Source organism: Roseibium sp. MMSF_3544, from assembly GCF_030732845.1.
In the GTDB taxonomy this organism is placed as follows: Bacteria; Pseudomonadota; Alphaproteobacteria; order Rhizobiales; family Stappiaceae; genus Roseibium.
In genome coordinates, this window is record NZ_JASHKA010000024.1 from 58,087 (window position 1) to 77,665 (window position 19,579).

A 19,579-nucleotide genomic window follows, 5' to 3' on the forward strand; every position below is an offset into this window, starting at 1 on the left:
AAAAGTCGCCGTTACCTACGCGGTCTTCATGACGGCTGCAAGACGCGTTGGCCGATACAAAAAATTACAAATTGCTCATTTGCAAACGTTTGATCCTGAACCCATTTCTTCCAGAACGCAGAGAATGTTCGGGAAGGAAACTGACATGACAACCTATCAGACCATCAATGAGGAGCGCGGCGCGCGGCGTGCTGCCGAATTGCGCCGCCGCTTCAGTACCGTTTCAAAAGCGTCGACTGCTCGCGGAAGCACTCGTTTGCAACTGCCTGGAATGTCTTCACGCAAGCAATATCTCAAAAGCTTCCTGGTCTGGGTCGCGATGGCTGCGGTTCTTGTCCTCTTCGGAACCGTTCTTTTCTAAGAAGCTACGGATTGGGAGGATCGGTTTTGACGCCGTTGATTGCGGGTCGAAGCACTGGATGGAAAGGCGGTCAATTGAAGGCATTCCTTGAGAGCCGATGCAATTGCCGCAGTGATATCTGCCGGCGCATCGTCGGCCACGATGAGCGATCGCGTGACAGCCGGCAGTTCCGGGAGGCGGCGCTCCGCCGGGCAAATGCGCATTCCCTCCTGCATCGCGCGTGCCGGCAGGACCCCGACCGCCAGTCCAGCGCGAATTGCGCAGCGCAAGTTTGAAAAGCTCTCACTTTTGAATGCCACGTTGTAAGCACGTTGAACCTTGGCGAGATGGCCGATTGGCATCTGGCTCCACCAGCACCCACGATCGAGCAAGGCCAGTGGGACGGGTGTGTCCGGGTCACAATAGAAGGTGTCAGCTTCGACCCAATGCGTTGGCTCGGTCTCAAGCGGTTCTTCGCCATCGACCGGGCCGGGAACCACGGCAATATCGAGTTGACCGCTGTCTATGGCAGCAGGAAAGCCGGACGAACATCCTGATCGCACAAAGACATCGAGCATTGGATATGATTTGCCGAACTCTGACAGAACCCGTTCAAAAATCACGTCGTCATAGTGGTCGGGGATGCCTACCCTGACCTTGCCTCGCAAAGGTTGCTCGAACAGGGATTGCGCATGATGCAGATCGCTCAGGATTGATTGCGCGACAGGCAAGAGTTTTTCTCCGTCCGTCGTCAGCGTCATACCCTTTGCATGGCGCTCGAACAACTTCACCCCGAGCGCTGTTTCCAGTTTTCGCAATTGTACGCTGACGGCGGATTGAGTCCGGTTGAGCCGGTCCGCGGCGAGCGTCAGATGTCCTTGCTCGGCGATCGCAACAAATGCCTTCAGCAGATCGGTGTTCAAGGATAGTCGTTCGATTTTTGTCATGATCTAGATACATACAATTCATTTTATCAATGATCTTAGTCTCCCTAGTCTGCCGGTCAACAGCAAGGGGGTGGCTTATGACAAATCCGGAAATTCTTCTGCTTGTTTTTGTGGGATTGATAGGAGGGGTGTGGAACGCCATTGCAGGCGGCGCGACACTCTTTACTTTTCCTGCGCTGATGTTCGCCGGTCTTCCGCCAGTGGTCGCAAACGCGACAAACTTTCTCGGGTTACTGCCGTCAAATGCGGCGGCACTTGCAGCTTACGGTGAAGAATTGCGTCGGGCGGGGCCTCAATTGATCACCCTAAGCTTCGTTTCCGGCGCAGGGGCGGCGGCCGGGTCCATGCTGCTCCTGATCTCCGACCCAGGGACCTTTGTGGTGCTGGTGCCTTTCCTGCTTGCCATTGCCACTTTGCTCTTCGCGTTCGGCGAGCAAATGCGCAAGGCATTCGTGCGCTGGGCGGGGCCGTCGCAGACATCTTTCGCGGTCTACGGGGTGCTGTTTTGCGTCTCGGTTTACGGTGGCTATTTCGGTGCAGGACTGGGGATCATCCTCCTCGCGATCGCGCAGGTGATCGGCCATACCGACTTTCATGCTGCCAACAGCATGAAAAACCTGCTTGCAACCAATTTCACGATCATCAGCATCGTCATTTTCGGTGTCGGAGGCCTGATCGACTGGCCGGCGGCCCTTGTCATGATGATTGGCAGCACGCTGGGGGGCTATTTCGGCGGGCGGTGGGCAAAACGCGTCAACCAGAAGGTTCTGCGCATATTGGTCATCGGCTTTGGCACGTTGCTCTCCGCCGTCTATTTCTGGCGAACTTTTGCAGTCGACTCCGTGTAAGTTCGTTCCGAACGTTATCTTGAAAAAAACACCAGGCAGAAAGAACGGAGAGCTATGGAAAAAGCGTTTTGGCAATCCCGCTGGCAAGAGGGAAAGATCGCCTTTCACGAGGGAGCGCCCAACCTGCACCTGGCCGGGCATTTCAGTGTGCTGTCCCTGGCACCCGGTTCGCATGTCTTCGTGCCGCTTTGCGGAAAGTCGGTGGATCTCGATTGGCTGCTGGCCGAGGAGTACCAAGTCAGCGGGATCGAATTGAACCGGGATGCAGTGGACGCGGTGTTCGAGCGGTTGAAGCTGATACCTGAGGTCAGCCCGGTCCGCGGACTGATCCGATATTCAACGGACGCGCTCGTGATCTGGTCCGGAGATTTCTTTGAGCTGAAGCCGGATGATCTCGGCCCCATCAACGCAGTCTACGACCGCGCTGCCCTCGTAGCTCTTCCTCCAGCCATGCGGCAAGCCTATGCGACACACTTGCAGACCCTGTCCGCGAACGCTCCGCAATTTCTGGTGACCTATGACTACGATCAGGCCCAGACCGAAGGCCCGCCTTTTTCAGTGCCGGAACGGAATGTGCGTGATCTCTATGAGGAGCTTTATGACATTCAGAAGCTCACGAGCGTGGACATCTACGGATCACTTGCTGAGCGGTGCAGCGGACAAGAAGAAGCCTGGCATCTCACCCGGCGCTAGGTTTTTTGCGAACGAGGTCAGATTTCGCGAACTGCTGACTCACATGGCGATGAGTGCGAACACTTCTACTATGTCGCCTGCTTCTGGTTGCGCGGGGTAACGCACATCTTGCCAGCTTTAGCCTCGAGCGCCACGAAGAGTTCAACAGCGATAAAATGCCGATCATCGACCTTGCCTCGTGCCATTGATCGGTTGACGATGCTCCCCGAATGGGAGGTCGTGTTAGCGAAATTGAGGCAAGTATGAAGTACGTGGAATGAGGGCTTAAGCCATATCCATCCCTGCAATATCCTGGCTGAGTTGGTTGACAAGCTCGACCTCGGCCGAATGCCGTTTGCCGTCAACGTCCATAAGCGAAACAGCGCTGACTAGGAGGTCCGTGATTTCGTGAGGTGGGGCAACGCGCAACCTTTCGACAGCATTTTGTAAGGTCTTTTCAGTGGGACGTAATCGCTTTATGTAGGCGGTTAGTTTTTTGCTCTCGCCCTCGATCAGAAAACCGGCGGCCACCGCTATTTGTAGACAATGCGCTACGGCGATGCGGATTTCCGCCGGTCGCATGGTTCCGTCGCTGAGGGACAAAGCAGCAAGCAGCTCCGCGTGTGGGCGTAAGTGCGAGCGCGCAAGCGACCACTCGGAGCGCTGTTTTTCCTGCTGATGAACTGCGTTCTGCCGCTCCGTGAGACGCGAAACGGACAGTGACATACCGAACGTTTCGTTGAGGAAAACGGGTACGTCCTCGTGAACCACGCCGTCATAGTCAATCGCGCAGCGAATTCGGTCGGTCCTGAACGTTCGAGTCTGCTTGCGCTCGTGACACTTGGCGACGAGGAGCGGTATACCGCCAGCGCCTTCTTTGATACCCCAGACCGTGATCCGGCGAGTTGACTGCTCTCCTTTGCTGTTGACATATTCGATCACGAAAGATTGGCCCTCGGCGTCTCCAAGTTCGCGGCCTGGTTGCTCCTTATCGTCCTCATCCGCAAGTTTGATAGCGCACGGGGCAGGTGGGGTCGGCGCGGCGTTGTTCCGCTCAACGACTGTTGCGATAGCGGCGTACAAATCACTCATTTCAGACCTTTCCGGTCCCCCGCTAGCAAAAAAGCAAAAGAACAACCGTGAGTCGAGTCATGAAAGGTATGCTTGCGTCGCCCCTAAACCAAAAACGGATATCCGCCTTCCATCTTGAGAAGGGCGATCTTGGTGTCTGTTCCGCCCTCGCCGGAATAGCCGCCGAGACCGTTGGCGGACAGGATCCGGTGGCAGGGAATGATGATGGGAATCGGATTTGCACCACAGGCCTGACCGACGGGCTGGCCATAGGTGTTCAATTCCTTGGCGACGTCACCATAAGTTCGCGTTTGGCCGTAGGGGATCGCGAGCATTGCCTGGAAAACGGCCTGGTGGAGTTCACCGCCTTTGGGCGCCAGCGGCAGGTCGAACACCTTCAGCTTACCCTCCAGATACGCTTCCACCTGGGCGGCGGCTTCCTTCAACAGAGGCGTTTCTTCTTGGCTTGGTTGCCCATTCCATTGTAAGCGGGTGACCGCGCCGTCCGCTTCATGAATGGACAAGCGCCCCAGCCATGTTTCGATTTCTGTAACAGGCATATCGGCTCCAGCTTGAGATCACTTGGTCTAGAGCGAAGCCGGTCCAATCTCAACCGGGCATTTTGATCGGAATGTCCGTCTTCGCTGTGTCGTCATCAATCGGCGATGGGGACAAGGTCGCTTTCAGATGTCGCGAGAACACAATGACCATGATCGGAAGGCGTCTGTCGCTCAGGCAGCGCCCTTGGCCGGGATCGGGCTTTTGCTGCTGGCCGTCCTGTGCTTTTCGCTACTGGACGCGACGGCCAAATATCTCGTCGAAACAGTGCCGACGCTCCAGATCGTGTGGTTACGCTTCGTCAGCCACGTGATCCTGTCTCTGGTTCTGTTCCGCGTCTGGGCGAACCCTTCCCTTCTCAAAACCAAGAGACCCGTTCTCCAGATTGTGCGCGCATTCTGTCTGCTGGGCATCACCATCTTCAATTTTCTGGCGGTTCGTTACCTGCAACTCGCTGAAACGACGGCGATCATGTTTGCGGCCCCTTTTGTTATCACGGCCCTTGCCGGTCCAATCCTGGGCGAGTGGGCCGGACCGAGACGGTGGATTGCGATTGTGGTCGGGTTCCTGGGTGTGCTTGTCGTGACCCAGCCCGGCTTTGGAGACATGCATTGGGCAGCGATCTATTCCGTCGCATCGATGCTCTTTTACGCTGTATACGCGATCCTCACGCGCCAGTTGACCGCCACGGACAGTGCGGCCGGGATGCTGATCCTGTCGGGAATCGTTGCCGCCGTTGCCATGACGCCCGCAGGTCTTTCGGTCTGGGTCACGCCGCCGGATCTCTGGACCTGGTCTTTGCTGTTCGCGACCGGTGTTTTCGGGGGCGGAGGGCATTTCCTGTTCATCATTGCTCACCGGATGGCACCCGCACCCGTGCTGGCACCTTTCATCTATACCCAGATTGTCTGGATGATTGCGCTCGGCTACCTGGTTTTCGGCGATGTTCCGACGCTGACGAACCTTATCGGCGCGGCCATCGTGGTGGCGTCCGGCCTTTACATTCTCTACCGCGAACGTGCGCGTGCTTCCTGAATGGCGTATTGGTAAAACTGACAGGTCAATGCTGTCGTTCAGACCACAAACCGTTACAATCTCTGTTGGATGGTTGACGGCTCGGGTGTGTTCCCGTCTAAATGGCCTCCGGGCGTGGGCTTCATGTGAGACATGGTCACCAACCTGTTTAGGAGGAATGGGATGGAAATCGATCGCCGCACATTTCTAGGGGGAGCCGCAGCGGTTGCAGGCACCCTCGCATTGCCGCAGCTGGCGCAGGCTAATGCTGCTGCCAATGCATATTTTAACGGCTATCAGCCGGACAACGGCTTCCAGTACCGGCGAACAAATCTGAACCGCATCGATCCCGTCTGGCGCCGCCAGATGGTCAAGTATTTCAGCCCGGAGCCTCCCGGGACCGTCGTTGTCGACACTCAGAACCACTTTCTTTACTGGATCTGGGAAAACAACACGGCCCTGAGATACGGCGTTGGCGTTGGCCGCGAAGGCTTCAAATGGTATGGCCGTGCGCGGATCGACCGCAAGGCCCTCTGGCCGCGCTGGGTTCCGCCACCTGAAATGCTGAAGCGTCAACCTGAACTTCCGCGACTGGTGGAAGGTGGAGCTGCGAACAATCCGCTCGGACCGCGCGCTCTTTACCTCTACAACAACGGAAGTGACACCGGATATCGTCTGCACGGGACGCTGGAGCCCTGGAGTATCGGGCATGACGTTTCCAGCGGCTGCATCCGGATGCTTCCGGAAGACATCATCGATCTTTACCAGCGGTGCCCGAAAGGCACGGCGGTTCTGGTGCTTGAACATCTAGGTGCAAGTGCCGGCTAATGCCGGCACCTCCGGATAATGATTGAATGGCGGGGGGCTTCCTTGGGAAATTGGATTGGCCAAACGGGCCGGGGCGCGGCGATCGCTCTCTTGTGCGGGATCGGGCTTGCGGCTTGTAATTCCGCCGGTGGATTGTCGTCGCCGGATGTTACCAACGCACCGGCGGCAGGGTTCGGGGATATCTCGACGGGGTCCGAAGAGGAATTCATCATCAACGTTGGCCGTCGGGTCTATTTCGACCGGGGTTCGGCGACTGTCACCGATGAAGCCAAGATGACCCTTCAAAACCAAGCCAACTGGTTGAACAAGAACAAGAATTGGCTGGTTAAGGTGCAAGGGCACGCGGATGACCCGGGGTCCGAAGCCGCACAAAAAACCTTGTCCACGCAGAGGGCAAATGCCGTCATGACGGAACTTGTCAGCCTTGGTGTCAGCCAGAATCGCATATGGGCCAAGGGCTACGGCGTCGAACGGCCGGTCACGGATTGTCCTTCGATCGAGTGCCAGTCGCAGAACCGGCGCGTCGTTGTTAATCTGAGAGAAGAATTCGATGAATCTGCGCCTCAAGCGCGATAATCGATGATTTGTCTGTTTACCGCGGCGGCCGGGGGCTATATCGGTCGTTCCTGTCGCTGCCGCGGGAAATAGAGACGACTGAATGTCTGAAGACAACGATTCCAATCCATCCTCGCCGGAATTGCCGCCCAAGCCGGGCAAGCGTCTGACCCTTGGCCATATTGCAGATCAGCTGGGTATTTCGACCGCAACTGTTTCGCTCGCGTTGCGGGACAGCCCGCTTGTCGCCGAAGAGACACGGGAAAAGGTCAAGCAGACGGCACATGAAATAGGTTACATCTACAACCGGTCTGCGGCGTCGCTGCGCACATCACGCAGCCAGATCGTCGGCGTCGCCGTGCATGACATTCTCAATCCCTATTTCGCCGAAGTCTTTTCCGCGCTCGAAGATGTGCTGGAAGAGCAGGGGCAGATGATTTTCATCTGCAATCACCGGGACGACGTGAAGCGTCAGCGGGGTTTTGTGAACACGCTTCTGCAGCACCGGGCGGACGGTTTGATCCTGTGTCCCTCCGTCGGCACGTCCGCCGAGGAAATCAACCGCCTGGTGGATCAGGGTATTCCGGTGACGCTTGTGGCCCGCGAGGTGCCGGGCGTCTGGGCACCATGCGTGCGTGGCGACGATTTTGCCGGGACCTACCAGATCACCAAGCACCTTTTGGCGCAGGGCCATCGCAAGATCGGCATGGCCGGCGGGCGCAGGGACAGCTCGACGGGCCGGCTCAGGCACGGTGGCTGGCGCAAGGCGCTGGAAGAAGCCGGGATTGACCCGGAAACACAGTTCGACCTGCCGGAGCTGATGACACAGGCTGACGGGCGGGCCGCGGTGCCGGCCATCGTTGATGCGCCGGATCGTCCGTCGGCCATTGTCGGTTTCAATGATCTCGTGGCCTTCGGAATGATGACCACACTGCGGCGTGCGGGCATCGAGCCCGGTCCGGACATGGCGATCACCGGTTACGACGATATCGACGGCGCGGATGCCAGGACGCCGGCACTGACGACGGTCGCCAACCAGCCGGACAAGATCGGTCGGCTGGCGGCACTGACGTTGCTTCGGCAGATCGCCGGTGACCGGGTTCCGAACAAACCGATCGTAATCGAACCTGAACTGCGTATCCGCGAAAGTTCACCACCGCCGGGCGTCCGGCTGGCGCCGCGTCTTGCGGACTGACGGAAGATCGGTCTTTCCAGAAGAAGAAACGCGTGAAAACGCACTTTCATGCAGACGGGCCTTCGCTCAGTCCGGAAAGGCTTGCACGCACGCGTTCGTCAATGAGGCGTGACGGCTCTGGCAGATGCTGGATCCAGGTGGTCTCGATAAGCAACGCATTTGTTGCGCCCGGTGGTTTTCGCTTCGTAAAGCGCCGCGTCGGCCCGCTGCATCAGCGTGGAGAAATCTACATCCTCGGTGACGGCTTGCGCCAATCCCATGCTGCAAGTGACCGTCTGTTCCACAATGTCCAGCTGGCACTCCTGCACCACCTTGTTGCGAAGCCTTTCGCAGACATTCTTTGCATCATCCAGACCTGTTTCGGGCAGAACCAGGCAGAATTCCTCGCCGCCAACGCGGCCGAAAATGTCAACTGAACGCAGTTCATCGCCAATCACGCGGGTAAAAACCTTCAAGCACTCGTCGCCCGCTGCGTGACCGTGCTGATCGTTGATCTGCTTGAATTTGTCGATATCGAGCATGACGGTAGTGAAGGGCCGTCTCGTTCTGCGAAACCGCTGAATTTCGGTCTGCGCACGCTCCAGAAAGGCGCGCCGGTTGCAGATCTCGGTGAGGTCATCGATGCTGGCAACCCGCTCCAGATTCACCTTTGCGTCCATTAGTGCCTGGTGGTCGCGTTGCCGCGCGATCTCGTGGCCGATCCAGTCCGCAAACTGCCGGATGATCTGTATGTCAGCGGGGGTAAAAGGCCGTTTGCGGATCTTGTGCGCGGTGAAGTTGACCGTGCCGTGGACGATCCCGTCAACCAGCAAGGGCGCGCCGATATAGGTTTCGACACCGAACAGTTCGTAACAGGGATGTCCGGCGAAATCCGAATCTGCAGCGTGGCCGGTTGCAATCGGCTCATCCGCTTCAAGTGTGAGTGTGCAATAGGTGTCCTTGAGATCGAAAGTCTGGCCAGCAGCAACCTTGTTTCCCGGACTATGCGCATGGGTGATCGTGTAATGGGCGCCGATCACCTGGCTGATGATGCCGTAAGGCACGTCGAAGTGGTCGCAGCCGAGACGCAGGATCTCTGCGATCTTGCCTTCGTGACAGAGCTCGCGGGTGGATGTGATTGCGTAAAGTTCGGCGAGTGTCCGCTCGGTCTTCTTCCGGTCGGTGATGTCGGTTATGAGAACGACGAGCCCGTCGACGTCTCCGGCGTCGCTCAGCCTCGGATTGCAGTCCATCTGGCATTCTCTGAAAACACCGTCGGGAAAATGCAGTCCCAATTCCATGGTTGCTTTTTGCCCGCTCATTCCGGCTCGGAAAAGGCCCTTGACCGCTTCCCGTTCCTTCCAGGGCAGCCGCTCGCGCAGCCTTGTTCCAAGGAGTTCTTCTCTGGTTCCGTTGAACCACTCGCAACCGGTCTTGTTCAGGAAGAGGCAGCGTCCTTCCAGATTGACTTCTCCGACGCAGGCGGAAATTCCGTCGGCCATGAGGTTGAGGTTCTGATAAGCCTTTTCCGCGAGCGCCTTGGCTTCTTTCAATTCGGTGATGTCGGCGCGTATGCCCGCAATTCCGCCGCTGCTGGTGCGTTTTTCCGAAACCCGCAGCCAACGCCCGTCCTCCAGCCTCTGTTCGATCACGGCGCCGTCCGCAGCCTGGTGTTTCGCCAGTCGTTGGGTCAGCCAGGTCTCGTCATCGAGACCACCGGTATCGTACTGGTTCCTCTTCAGGCCATATCGCAGGACGTCTTCGAACCGGTTGCCAGGAAACATGGCCGGAGCCGACGTTGCATAGATTTCGCGATAATTGTCGTTGCAGATCACAAGGCGGTCTTCGCTGTCGTAAATGGCAAAGCCCTCCAGGATCGCATCCAGAGCGTCCTCGAGCGTGACCGCAACGTCGCTGAGTTGGGATTCGAGCTGTTTGCGATCGCTGACATCATGCGCGATGAACAGGAGGCCTGCGAGCTCATGAGATGTTCCGAACAAAGGTGCGCTGACGACTTCGAGATGCGTGTTTGTACCGTCACCCAGAACGGCTTCGATCGGATACAGCCTGCGGTGTCTTTGATCGGACGGCCGGTGGTAAAGCTCTGCCATGCGGTCGAACTGCGCAGGATCGGCGAAGAAGCGCCTTGTTGTCGAGCCGACCAAGTCACTTCGATTCACGCGCAGAAGCCTTTCCATGGCCCTGTTCGCAAAAACGATGGTTCTTTCCGGATTTGTGACCAGAACGCTCTCATTCAGGTCGCCGAATGATCGCTCCAAATCGAGCGTCACAGTCCTCAAGAAACGCCTCCCCACGAGGTTAAAATCGGCCCAAATGCCGTCGTTCATGAAGACAAGGAATGATTAACAAAAGGTCACGCAGGGTAAGATTCCCATTGTCACATCAACGTACAGTTTTTGAGTTTCCTTCGTAGGGAGAGCAAACATCAGCCTTTTCAAATATATCCGTCACTCCTCGACGAAATTCTTTATTCGCTCAAGCGCGATTTTGATGTTCTGCGTGGAGTTCGCATACGAAAGCCTGATGTAGCCTTCGCCCAGAATACCGAAATCAGGGCCGCCAATGGTTGCGACGCCCGTTTCTTCCAGGAGAGCGGATGCGAGCTGTTTCGCTTTCCAGCCCGTTTCTTTAATGTTCGGAAATGCGTAGAACGCGCCGAGCGGGGTCTTGCAGGAAATGCCGGAGATGGCGTTCAAACCTTCGACAATTATTTTTCGTCTGGCATCAAACTCTCCGACCATTTCCGAAACAGCGGACTGAGGTCCGGTCAGAGCGGCAAGTCCGGCATATTGTGACGGCGCATTGACGCAGGACCACGCATTGACGGCAAGTTTTCGCGCCTTGTCTATCAACGAGGCGGGCCAGACCGCAAAACCCATGCGCCAACCGGTCATCGCATAGGTCTTTGACCAGCCGTCCAGAAGGATCAATCGGTCCCTGAGCGAGTCAAACTTGAGCAGAGAGACATGCTCCATGCCGTCATAGGTCATTTGTGAGTAGATTTCGTCGGACATGACGGCGACGTCCGGATGCTTCTCCAGTCCCGCGACCAATGCTTCAATTTCAGAACGTGGGGTGACGCCACCGGTCGGGTTTGCCGGAGAGTTCAGGATCAGCAGTCGAGTCCTGTCAGTGATGAGCGAAAGTGTCTCTTCTGCTGAAAAGGCAAAGTCATTTTCCTCCCGGATCGGAACGGGAACAGGTCTTGCGCCGGTAAATTCGATCATCGAGCGGTATATCGGGAAGCCGGGATCGGGGTAGAGGATGTCCGCACCCGGTTCGCCGAACATGAGGATCGCCATGAACATGGTGACTTTGCCGCCGGGCACGATCAAAACGTTTCCAGGATCCGTCTCAACACCGTGCCGCTTGCGCAGATCGGCGGAAACGGCCTCCCGCAGCGGTGCAATTCCGGTTGCCGGTGTGTAGCCGTGGTGTCCGTCGCGCAGCGCCTTCACCGCTGCTTCAACAATATGATCAGGTGTTTTGAAGTCCGGCTGGCCGATCCCGAGATTGATAATGTCGCGGCCCTCTTCGGCAAGCTCGGTTGCACGTGCCAGCACGGCAAAGGCGTTTTCCTCGCCAATCCGGTCAAATCCGGGAACGGTCTGAAGCATCCTGGGCTCCTGTTATTTCTGCTTTGATCACCGCGCAGGGTATGTCCGTGCCGATTGCATGCAAAGAGCGGAATCGGTGAAAGGTGTTCCCGCGACCACAGGAATTTTTACCGGCTCTCTCCAAAACTGCGAGCGATGTGCTTATATTCGCGGCCAAGCAGCCTGCATCCGCGCAGGCAATCGACACATCAAAAAAGCCAGGAAGATTCGCAATGTCTGCGACCCAGGACGCCCAGGCACAAATTCCGGTCACTGTACTGACCGGATATCTCGGTGCCGGAAAGACCACGTTGCTCAACCGGATCCTCACGGAGAGCCATGGGCAGCGATATGCCGTCATCGTCAACGAGTTCGGCGAAGTCGGCATCGACAACGACCTGCTCGTTGAATCCGACGAAGAAATATTTGAAATGAACAACGGGTGCATCTGCTGCACCGTCCGTGGCGACCTCATCCGAACGGTCCAGAACCTGATGAAGCGCAAGAACGCCTTTGACGCAATCATCGTTGAAACGACGGGTGTTGCAGATCCTGCGCCTGTCGCCCAGACGTTCTTCATGGACGACGATGTCCGTGCTTCTGCTCGGCTCGATGCAGTCGTTGCCGTTGTTGACGCACGCCACGTGATGCAAAGGCTGGAGGATACGGAGGAAGCCGAAGACCAGGTGGCATTTGCCGATGTTATCCTGATCAACAAGACCGACCTCGTCACGCCGGAAGAACTTGCAACGGTCGAGGCGCGTATCCGCTCGATCAACCCCTATGCGATCCTTCACCGGAGCGAGCGTTGCAGCGTCGAGCTTGGCCAGGTTCTGGATCGTGGAGCGTTTGATCTGGACCGGATCCTGTCGCTCGATCCGCACTTTCTGGGTGACAGCGATCCCGCACATGTCTGTGGCCCGGACTGCGATCACGACCACCATCATGATCATGACCATCACCACCATGACCACGATCACCATGGTCACGGTCATCACCACCACCATCACGACGAGAACCCGCATTCGGTCAAGAGCATTTCGCTGACCGCGGGCGACCTCAACCCCGACTTGTTCTTTCCCTGGATCAGCCAGGTCACGCAGGTTCAGGGCCCGAACATCCTGCGCCTGAAGGGTATCCTTGCCTTCAAGGATGATCCCCAGCGTTACGTCATTCAAGGTGTCCACATGATTGTCGAAGGCGACCATCAGCGTGATTGGAAAGCTGATGAGCCGCGTCAAAGCCGCCTGGTCTTTATCGGCCGGGATCTGAACTGGGATGTTCTGGAGCAGAGCTTCCAGGCCTGCATTGCGCAATAGGGAAGCGAACCTTGCCGACAGTTGCTCCCGTGAATGTGGACGGTTTCGTCGTTCGCGCCGGTTTCTTGAACGACCACGCGTTTTTTGCTTCGGGCGAAGGAGATGTCGTGATCGCCGGACAGGGCGAAACAACGCTCAGACCGCACAAATCAGGACTGCTTGCCGCTGAGGTGGCGGCTGACGGCGTGGGTCTGATCACGTCTGGTGACGACGGTTGCATCTATCGGTGCAGCCCGGACGGTTCATTTGAACTGGTCGCAGAGCGGCCACGCAAATGGATTGATCTGATCGCGGCCGGCCCCTCCGGTGCGGTCGCGTTTGCCAGCGGGCGTGTTGCCTGGGTCCGTCTGGCAGATGGCCAGGAAAAGGAATTCCAGCACGAACGTGCCGTCGGTGGACTTGCTTTTGCGCCGAAGGGATTGCGTCTTGCGGTCTCCCGATACGACGGAGCAACGCTCTGGTGGGCCGGCACGGACAGTGCCCCGGCGGAACTCACCTGGAAGGGCGCGCATCTCGGCATCAGTTTTTCGCCTGACAGCAAGTTTCTTGTTACAGCCATGCAGGAAAATGCACTCCATGGATGGCGGCTTTCGGATAGCAAGGACATGCGTATGAGCGGATATCCGGCCAAGGTAAAATCGTTCAGCTGGTCCGCTAAGGGGCGCTATCTAGCGACTTCCGGCGCCAATGCAGCCATCCTCTGGCCCTATTTTGGCAAGAATGGTCCGATGGGTCAGTCGCCGTTGCAGCTCGGGTCGCGCCAAGGCCTGCTGGTGACGGCTGTTTCCTGCCATCCGGTGGAAGACGTGACAGCGGTCGGTTACCAGGACGGCTCGATTGCGATGTGCCGGATCGAGGACAAGGCGGAGGTACCGCTGCGAGGCCCGGGCGAAGGACCTGTTTCGTCAATCGGCTGGGACCGTGACGGTTTTCGGCTCGCCTTCGGAACCGAGGCGGGGGAAGCCGGCGTCATAAGTCTGAAGGACTGACCTTCACGGTGCTCAAATTGGCTTGGAGGCGTTGATGCTCAGGATTTTCATGGTCGCCGTGATGCTGATGAGTGGAACTGCAACGTCCCAGCTCCCAGAGTTTTCTCAGCAATATCGCCAGCGCCTGGGAGGCGCCATTGATGCGCTTGAGGAAATTCTGACCGACTTCAAGCGCGATGCAGAACAGTTCGGGCTGACAATTTCCGAGGCGATCGAGCGTCAGAAGGGTTCCGATGACCCGTTCATCAGGGCGCGCGGAAACAGTATGGCAACCGCGGATGCGCGTCTCGATCGGCTGAAGCAACAGCAACAAGAGCTGGAAATGGCAGGGCCGATCGGGCGCCTCATGGTGTTTGTGCGCGGCTTCGATCCCCAGTTGGCGCAGGCGACGGCGGAAGACTATGAGCCCGCGGTGCCAGTTACCATTGCCGGCGTTGCCAGTGCGGCGGTCGGTGCGCTGGCCGGGTTTGTTCTTGTCAGCATGTTCAGCGGCCTGTTCCGTCTTCGCCGCCGGAAGCCGCTACGCCCCTGACCGCAAAGTCGTTGTGCGCCGCTGTCCCTTTTGACCGGATCACGGCAAATCATGTAATCAGATCTGAACGAATGCCTGAAGTGGGAAGGGAGCCGGATGGACGCAATCACGCGCATGCGCTGTTTCATTCAAGTTGTCGATTCCAACGGGTTTTCCGCAGCCGCTCGGGAAATGGGCCGCTCTAAGGCTCTGGTTTCGAAATATGTCGGGGAGCTCGAAGACGAACTTGGTGTGCGGCTGCTGAACCGGACGACACGCCAGGTGTCGCTGACCGAAGTCGGTGAAGCCTACTACAAGGAGGCCGCGGAAATCCTGCAGCGGATCGACGATCTGCAGGCTTCCGTGCAATCGTCCCACCAGGAGGTGCGCGGGCGTTTGCGGGTTTCCGCGCCAAGGTCCATGGGAGACGATCTGCTCAACAAGGCAATGATGCAGTTCCTTGTTCTTTATCCGGACATCAATCTTGATTTGCGCCTGGAGGACCGGTTCGTCGATCTGGTGGAAGAAGGGTTTGATCTCGCCGTTCGGGTCACGCAGCTGGAAGATTCCAGCCTGATCGCACGCAAGATCGCACCATTTCGCACGGTTGTCTGCGCAACACAAAACGCAATTGAACGCTATGGCGCACCAAATGTACCAGCTGACCTTTCGACGCGTCCCTGCATCATCGACACCAATTACCGCTACAAGCAGAACTGGGCTTTTCGAGACGGAAGCGAGCGGGTTTCCGTTTCCGTGAAAGGACCGCTGGAGGTCAATAGCGGCAACGCTGCAAGGGAGGCGGTTCTGTCGGATCTCGGCTTTTTGCGCACCCCGTTGTTTTTCGTTGCCGATGACGTCAGGAACGGGGACCTGACGGTTCTCCTGGAGGACTACGAGGAGCCGGAACGCGGGATCTACGCGGTCTATCCGCATCGTCGGCACCTGAGCGCGAAAGTGCGCGCCTTCGTTGATTTTCTTGTCGACTGGTCTTCAAAGCACCCCAGCTGCTAGGGTACAGACCCTGGCTGCTGCCTTGTCGCGCTGTCCGTCAGTGGTCAGCTTCTACTCTGTCATTCTTGACAATATAGATTTTTACTCTCCTGATAGGCGCCAGTTTTGGAATTGCGGGCAGGCCATCATGAAAGTTTGACTTGCAAATCCAGTGTATACGCACCAATGTTCGATGATGAATGACGCTCAAAGACAGATAGCTGCGGGTTTGGAGCAGGTTTTTTGGAGCCGGGGATTTGCAGAGCCCAGTGTTCCGGAGCTTCGAGCGGGCGTCGGTGTGAGCATGCGGACGTTGTATCGTCACTTTCCGTCCCGCGAAGCCATGATCCTGGGTGCCCTGGAATACCGGCACCAGCGTTATCTGAAATATGTGCGCGAGGGTGTAACCGCACCGGGTCTGGCAGCTGCCGAGCAGCTTTTCGACAAACTCGGCGGTTGGATGCGCGTGACGCAGGGCAAGGAGTGTTTTTTCCGGCAGGCCCTGGCTGCCAACCCGGACAGCTTCGAAATCAAGGCGACCGTCAACCGGCACAAGGGTGAGTTGCTGGAATTCTTCGGTGTCCTGAGCGGGCAAGAGCAATTCGCCTCGACCCTTTATCTGCTTCATGAAGGGGTCACGGCCTGTTACGCGGAGATGGGCGAAAAAGCCGTTGAAGACGCCAAGTTTCAAGTCAGGCTGATGTTCAAGGCAGCAAGCGAGACGCGGTATTCCTAAGAGCCCATCTTGAGCGCGCGTACCAAAGAAAACGGCGGCCTCGGCCGCCGATTTTTGTCGTGCTCCTGAATGGGGTTGCTAGCGACGAGCCGTCTCCAGTCTTTCCTCGGCAATTTTGTCTGCGATCCTTTCGGGCGTCGTGCCTTCTTGCAGCGCGCGCTCGAAGATGAGTGTCAGCGTGTCGCCGATCGCCAGCGTCTTTTCGCGCACTCGGGTGTCGCCGCCACCCGGACGCGCCAGCGCAATTGAGATAACACCGCCGGCATTGATGGCATAGTCAGGTGCATAAAGAATGCCGCGCTGCTTCAGGGCCTTGCCGTCAGCGGGGGTCTGCAGCTGATTGTTCGCAGCGCCGGCGACAATCCGTGCCTGGATCTGCGGGATCGTGCGTGCGTTCAGTCCGGCTCCCAGAGCACAGGGAACAAAGATGTCGGACGCTACCATATGGGCCTCGCCGGGATCTACGGCGGTTGCGCTGAATTCTTCGAGCGCGCGGATGACAGCAGGCGCATGGATGTCGGACACGATCAGTTTGGCACCAGCCTCGTGCAACTGGCGGGCAACATCAAATCCGACGTGGCCGAGACCTTGCACGGAAACCGTTTTGCCTTCGAGATCCTTGCTGCCATACACATGCTGAGCAGAGGCCTTGATGCCTTCGAAGACACCAAGCGCAGTATAGGGCGACGGGTCGCCGAGCCCGGTGGCGCTGGTTCCGCGCACATGGTCCGTGTGGCGCGCGACGGCTTCCATGTCATCCGGGGAAACGCCGACATCTTCGGCTGTGATGTAGGTGCCGGAGAGGCGTTCGACGTGGCGGCCGAAGGCTTCCATCATGTCGACCGACTTGTCCTGACGCGGACATGCCATGATTACGGCCTTTCCGCCGCCAAGATCAAGGCCGGCCAGTGCGTTCTTGTATGTCATGCCGCGCGAAAGTCTGAGTGCATCGGTGAGGGCGTCGGCCGGATTTTTGTACGGCCAGACGCGGCATCCGCCCAATGCAGGACCCAGAGTGGTGTCGTGAACGGCGATAATTGCGTTCAGTCCGCTGTCCTTGTCTTTGGCAAAGACAACATTTTCATGTTCACCCATTTCGGGGTGATCAAAAACCGCGCTGTGGTGAACAGATGTGTGCAAGGCATTCATGTTTGGCTCTGTCAGGTAATTGTTGTTGTAAATAATTTAGGTGTTATCGAAAGAATTTTGTCTTCTTTCTCCCTTAAATCTGCGTGAAAGCGGAACGTATGTTCCTCTTATCGGCAAAAATTGTCTAAAATCTCCCGCAGGCGTTTTGCGGCGCGGGATAACGGTTAGCCATTATCCTGCCGTGTTCTCTGGTCAGAGAAAGCAACGCATGTCATTTAACTCGAAGTATCCGACGAAACAGGTGATTCCGGTGCGTAATATTCCCGCCTCATTTGGCGCGGCCGCTCTTACGTTTTTCAACCGCATTGTACTTGCTGTGGCTGTGCTGTGCGTTTTGATCGCCGGCGCATTGGCACATCCTCATGTTTTCGTGGAAGCGCGCTCGAAACTGATCTTCGACGATCAGGGTGTGGCCGTCGCGGTCAAGCACGTGTTCCGCTTTGACGATGCTTTTTCAGCGTTCGCGGTTCAGGGGTTTGATACCAACCAGGACGGTGTCTATTCACGCGAGGAACTTGGCGAGCTTGCCAAGGTCAACGTCGAAAGCATGGCCGATTTCGGCTACTTCACGTTTGGCGACAACACGCGGGTCGAACTCGATTTCACGACGCCGACCGAATACTGGCTGGAAGTCCATAACGTTTCCATGGAAGACTATTGGATGATGAAGCCCGAGGACTTCGAGGCCATCCAGGAAGACATAGAGCTGAATGGTGGAACAGCGCCGGAAGACGTGGATCTTCTGGAACTGCATTTCGTGTTGCCGCTCAAGGATCCGACCGATGCGTCCGCGCCGATAACGCTCGATATCTACGACCCCACCTATTATGTCGATTTCCGGTTTGGACAGGAGGCCGACGCGGTTGGCACCATCAATGCGCCCGGAACCTGCCAGGTGACACGCAAGGAGCCGCCCCCGCTGGATGCGGCGACAGCGTATGCGCTGGCACAGATCGGACCAGAGCAAAGAGATTTGCCGCCAGAGCTTCAGTGGGCTGCGGAAACGCAGGTCAACCAGATGATCATCAACTGCGCCAGCACCGGCGCGGTTGCAGCGGCACCCGGCGCACCGGACCAGGCCGCGCCTCAGGAGACGGGTTCTGCTTCTGGCACGTTGCCGCAAACGGACACAGCCGCCCTTGCCGGACCGGCAGAAACAAGCACGACGCGTGCGGACGAGGTTGCCGCTTCGACCGAGGTTGCCGTCATCAACCCCGCGGATGGTGCTGCTCTTCAGACCGGCCTGCTTGACCAGGTATTCGGAACGATTGCGATCAAGCAAAGGGAATTTTACCAAAAACTCGTCGCCAGTCTGCGAGCGTTCCGCAACAATCCGAATGCGGGTTGGCTGCTGATCGGACTGTCCTTTGCTTATGGTGTCTTTCACGCAGCCGGGCCCGGACACGGCAAGGCAATCATCACGTCCTATGTGGTCGCGAACAACGAGACGCTTCGCAAAGGGATCGCACTGTCCTTTGCCTCCGCCTTCGCACAGGCGATTACCGCGATCGTCTTGGTCAGTGGTTTGGCGGTGGTCTTTAATCTCACAAGTATCGCGATCCAGGATACCGCACGTTGGTTTGAAATCGGTTCCTACGTGATGATCACCGCACTTGGCGGCTGGCTTCTCTGGCAAAAGGCAGGCCGTCCGCTCTTTTCAGGCCTGGCCGATCGTCTTTCAGGAAATCGACTCGCCCTGGCCGGTGCAGATGGTCATGCGCACGTGCATCACTTCCAAGGCCACACGCACGATCATCAGCATCAGCATCAGCACCAGCATCATCATCACAGCTTCGGTCCGGATGGGGTTTGTACGACGTGCGGCCATGCGCATGCGCCCACGCCTGACATGATCCAGGGCAAGATAACGCTTGCCCGGGCTGCATCGATTATTCTCGCGGTCGGGTTGCGCCCTTGCACGGGTGCGCTGGTGGTCCTCGTCTTCGCATTGTCGCAGGGAATGATCGCGGCAGGTGTCGCCTCCACGCTGGCAATGGCAGTTGGGACCGGCATCACGGTGTCGCTGCTCGCCGGGCTTGCGGTTGGTGCAAAGGACCTCGCGGTTCGCCTGTTTGGTGAAGGCAGCCCCATGTCTATGCGGGTTCACCGGACAATCGAAATTCTCGGCGCCGCGATTGTGTTCCTGTTGGGAATTACCCTGCTGATCGCCGCTCTCGGGTGGGGATAGGGTCAATAACCTTGCGCTGTTCCGGACCTGATCCGGGACCTGCCAGGTATTGAAAAGTGACCCCGGCTCA

Annotated in this window: 19 protein-coding genes; 13 read left to right on the plus strand and 6 right to left on the minus strand. The window is 57.5% G+C overall.

Features of this window, described 5'->3' with window-relative positions:
* Positions 1 to 28: 28 nt before the first annotated feature.
* Positions 29 to 361, plus strand: a complete 333-nt coding sequence (locus RBB47_RS25510) for a hypothetical protein (RefSeq protein ID WP_305988728.1) — start codon at positions 29 to 31, stop codon at positions 359 to 361.
* On the opposite strand, the gene RBB47_RS25515 is transcribed toward RBB47_RS25510, so the two are convergent.
* Positions 358 to 1,287 carry a LysR family transcriptional regulator gene (locus tag RBB47_RS25515; protein WP_305988729.1) on the minus strand — a complete coding sequence of 310 codons (930 nt, stop codon included), beginning with the start codon at positions 1,285 to 1,287 and terminating at the stop codon, positions 358 to 360. The genes RBB47_RS25510 and RBB47_RS25515 overlap by 4 nt on opposite strands.
* 77 nt (positions 1,288 to 1,364) lie before the next feature.
* Here RBB47_RS25515 and RBB47_RS25520 point away from each other — a divergent pair, with 77 nt between their 5' ends.
* Both RBB47_RS25520 and tmpT read left to right on the plus strand, forming a co-directional pair.
* Positions 1,365 to 2,135 carry a sulfite exporter TauE/SafE family protein gene (locus RBB47_RS25520; RefSeq protein WP_305988730.1) on the plus strand — a complete coding sequence of 257 codons (771 nt, stop codon included), beginning with the start codon at positions 1,365 to 1,367 and terminating at the stop codon, positions 2,133 to 2,135.
* A gap of 54 nt (positions 2,136 to 2,189) precedes the next feature.
* Positions 2,190 to 2,828: a thiopurine S-methyltransferase gene (tmpT, locus tag RBB47_RS25525; protein ID WP_305988731.1), complete on the plus strand. Its 639-nt coding sequence runs from the start codon at positions 2,190 to 2,192 to the stop codon at positions 2,826 to 2,828.
* A 264-nt stretch (positions 2,829 to 3,092) separates the two neighbouring features.
* Here the strand turns inward: tmpT and RBB47_RS25530 are convergent, their stop codons facing one another.
* Both RBB47_RS25530 and RBB47_RS25535 read right to left on the minus strand, forming a co-directional pair.
* A complete protein-coding gene (locus tag RBB47_RS25530; RefSeq protein WP_371932856.1) occupies positions 3,093 to 3,899 on the minus strand; it encodes a WYL domain-containing protein in 807 nt (268 codons plus the stop codon).
* Between the two features lie 83 nt (positions 3,900 to 3,982).
* On the minus strand, positions 3,983 to 4,438 hold the full coding sequence (locus RBB47_RS25535) for a methylated-DNA--[protein]-cysteine S-methyltransferase (protein ID WP_305988733.1): 456 nt from the start codon (positions 4,436 to 4,438) through the stop codon (positions 3,983 to 3,985).
* A 127-nt stretch (positions 4,439 to 4,565) separates the two neighbouring features.
* Here RBB47_RS25535 and RBB47_RS25540 point away from each other — a divergent pair, with 127 nt between their 5' ends.
* The 4 genes from RBB47_RS25540 to RBB47_RS25555 all read left to right on the plus strand — a co-directional run bounded on the left by RBB47_RS25540 (position 4,566) and on the right by RBB47_RS25555 (position 8,028).
* Positions 4,566 to 5,471 (plus strand): DMT family transporter, encoded by a 906-nt coding sequence (locus RBB47_RS25540; RefSeq protein WP_305988734.1) that lies wholly within the window; start codon positions 4,566 to 4,568, stop codon positions 5,469 to 5,471.
* 162 nt (positions 5,472 to 5,633) lie between these two features.
* Positions 5,634 to 6,278, plus strand: a complete 645-nt coding sequence (locus tag RBB47_RS25545) for a L,D-transpeptidase family protein (protein WP_305988735.1) — start codon at positions 5,634 to 5,636, stop codon at positions 6,276 to 6,278.
* A gap of 42 nt (positions 6,279 to 6,320) precedes the next feature.
* Positions 6,321 to 6,854, plus strand: a complete 534-nt coding sequence (locus RBB47_RS25550; RefSeq protein ID WP_305988736.1) for an OmpA family protein — start codon at positions 6,321 to 6,323, stop codon at positions 6,852 to 6,854.
* Positions 6,855 to 6,936: 82 nt separating this feature from the next.
* Positions 6,937 to 8,028, plus strand: coding sequence for a LacI family DNA-binding transcriptional regulator (locus tag RBB47_RS25555; protein WP_305988737.1), 1,092 nt, complete (start codon positions 6,937 to 6,939; stop codon positions 8,026 to 8,028).
* Between the two features lie 98 nt (positions 8,029 to 8,126).
* On the opposite strand, the gene RBB47_RS25560 is transcribed toward RBB47_RS25555, so the two are convergent.
* Together RBB47_RS25560 and RBB47_RS25565 are read right to left on the minus strand one after the other, a co-directional pair.
* On the minus strand, positions 8,127 to 10,298 hold the full coding sequence (locus RBB47_RS25560) for a diguanylate cyclase (RefSeq protein WP_305988755.1): 2,172 nt from the start codon (positions 10,296 to 10,298) through the stop codon (positions 8,127 to 8,129).
* Between the two features lie 177 nt (positions 10,299 to 10,475).
* Positions 10,476 to 11,645 (minus strand): pyridoxal phosphate-dependent aminotransferase, encoded by a 1,170-nt coding sequence (locus RBB47_RS25565; RefSeq protein WP_305988738.1) that lies wholly within the window; start codon positions 11,643 to 11,645, stop codon positions 10,476 to 10,478.
* Between the two features lie 212 nt (positions 11,646 to 11,857).
* Between RBB47_RS25565 and RBB47_RS25570 the strand changes: the two genes are divergently transcribed.
* The 5 genes from RBB47_RS25570 to RBB47_RS25590 all read left to right on the plus strand — a co-directional run bounded on the left by RBB47_RS25570 (position 11,858) and on the right by RBB47_RS25590 (position 16,172).
* A complete protein-coding gene (locus RBB47_RS25570) occupies positions 11,858 to 12,943 on the plus strand; it encodes a GTP-binding protein (protein ID WP_305988739.1) in 1,086 nt (361 codons plus the stop codon).
* A gap of 11 nt (positions 12,944 to 12,954) precedes the next feature.
* Positions 12,955 to 13,932: a WD40 repeat domain-containing protein gene (locus RBB47_RS25575; protein ID WP_305988740.1), complete on the plus strand. Its 978-nt coding sequence runs from the start codon at positions 12,955 to 12,957 to the stop codon at positions 13,930 to 13,932.
* Between the two features lie 34 nt (positions 13,933 to 13,966).
* Positions 13,967 to 14,464, plus strand: coding sequence for a DUF2937 family protein (locus tag RBB47_RS25580; RefSeq protein ID WP_305988741.1), 498 nt, complete (start codon positions 13,967 to 13,969; stop codon positions 14,462 to 14,464).
* 96 nt (positions 14,465 to 14,560) lie between these two features.
* Positions 14,561 to 15,457: a LysR family transcriptional regulator gene (locus RBB47_RS25585; protein WP_305988742.1), complete on the plus strand. Its 897-nt coding sequence runs from the start codon at positions 14,561 to 14,563 to the stop codon at positions 15,455 to 15,457.
* Positions 15,458 to 15,632: 175 nt separating this feature from the next.
* The gene (locus tag RBB47_RS25590; RefSeq protein ID WP_305988756.1) at positions 15,633 to 16,172 is read left to right on the plus strand and encodes a TetR/AcrR family transcriptional regulator; all 540 of its coding nucleotides are present in this window, start codon (positions 15,633 to 15,635) and stop codon (positions 16,170 to 16,172) included.
* Between the two features lie 78 nt (positions 16,173 to 16,250).
* On the opposite strand, the gene RBB47_RS25595 is transcribed toward RBB47_RS25590, so the two are convergent.
* Positions 16,251 to 17,321 carry a Glu/Leu/Phe/Val dehydrogenase dimerization domain-containing protein gene (locus RBB47_RS25595; protein WP_305988743.1) on the minus strand — a complete coding sequence of 357 codons (1,071 nt, stop codon included), beginning with the start codon at positions 17,319 to 17,321 and terminating at the stop codon, positions 16,251 to 16,253.
* A 250-nt stretch (positions 17,322 to 17,571) separates the two neighbouring features.
* Between RBB47_RS25595 and RBB47_RS25600 the strand changes: the two genes are divergently transcribed.
* On the plus strand, positions 17,572 to 19,509 hold the full coding sequence (locus RBB47_RS25600; RefSeq protein ID WP_305988744.1) for a DUF1007 family protein: 1,938 nt from the start codon (positions 17,572 to 17,574) through the stop codon (positions 19,507 to 19,509).
* The last annotated feature ends 70 nt before the right edge of the window (positions 19,510 to 19,579 follow it).

What these genes read in the sequence shown, in the direction of transcription:
- RBB47_RS25510 (WP_305988728.1), top strand. Translation starts at nt 29, where the DNA reads ATGACGGCTGCAAGACGCGTTGGCCGATACAAAAAATTACAAATTGCT.
- RBB47_RS25515 (WP_305988729.1), bottom strand. Translation starts at nt 1,287, where the DNA reads ATGACAAAAATCGAACGACTATCCTTGAACACCGATCTGCTGAAGGCA.
- RBB47_RS25520 (WP_305988730.1), top strand. Translation starts at nt 1,365, where the DNA reads ATGACAAATCCGGAAATTCTTCTGCTTGTTTTTGTGGGATTGATAGGA.
- tmpT (WP_305988731.1), top strand. Translation starts at nt 2,190, where the DNA reads ATGGAAAAAGCGTTTTGGCAATCCCGCTGGCAAGAGGGAAAGATCGCC.
- RBB47_RS25530 (WP_371932856.1), bottom strand. Translation starts at nt 3,899, where the DNA reads ATGAGTGATTTGTACGCCGCTATCGCAACAGTCGTTGAGCGGAACAAC.
- RBB47_RS25535 (WP_305988733.1), bottom strand. Translation starts at nt 4,438, where the DNA reads ATGCCTGTTACAGAAATCGAAACATGGCTGGGGCGCTTGTCCATTCAT.
- RBB47_RS25540 (WP_305988734.1), top strand. Translation starts at nt 4,566, where the DNA reads ATGTCGCGAGAACACAATGACCATGATCGGAAGGCGTCTGTCGCTCAG.
- RBB47_RS25545 (WP_305988735.1), top strand. Translation starts at nt 5,634, where the DNA reads ATGGAAATCGATCGCCGCACATTTCTAGGGGGAGCCGCAGCGGTTGCA.
- RBB47_RS25555 (WP_305988737.1), top strand. Translation starts at nt 6,937, where the DNA reads ATGTCTGAAGACAACGATTCCAATCCATCCTCGCCGGAATTGCCGCCC.
- RBB47_RS25565 (WP_305988738.1), bottom strand. Translation starts at nt 11,645, where the DNA reads ATGCTTCAGACCGTTCCCGGATTTGACCGGATTGGCGAGGAAAACGCC.
- RBB47_RS25570 (WP_305988739.1), top strand. Translation starts at nt 11,858, where the DNA reads ATGTCTGCGACCCAGGACGCCCAGGCACAAATTCCGGTCACTGTACTG.
- RBB47_RS25580 (WP_305988741.1), top strand. Translation starts at nt 13,967, where the DNA reads ATGCTCAGGATTTTCATGGTCGCCGTGATGCTGATGAGTGGAACTGCA.
- RBB47_RS25585 (WP_305988742.1), top strand. Translation starts at nt 14,561, where the DNA reads ATGGACGCAATCACGCGCATGCGCTGTTTCATTCAAGTTGTCGATTCC.
- RBB47_RS25590 (WP_305988756.1), top strand. Translation starts at nt 15,633, where the DNA reads ATGAATGACGCTCAAAGACAGATAGCTGCGGGTTTGGAGCAGGTTTTT.
- RBB47_RS25595 (WP_305988743.1), bottom strand. Translation starts at nt 17,321, where the DNA reads ATGAATGCCTTGCACACATCTGTTCACCACAGCGCGGTTTTTGATCAC.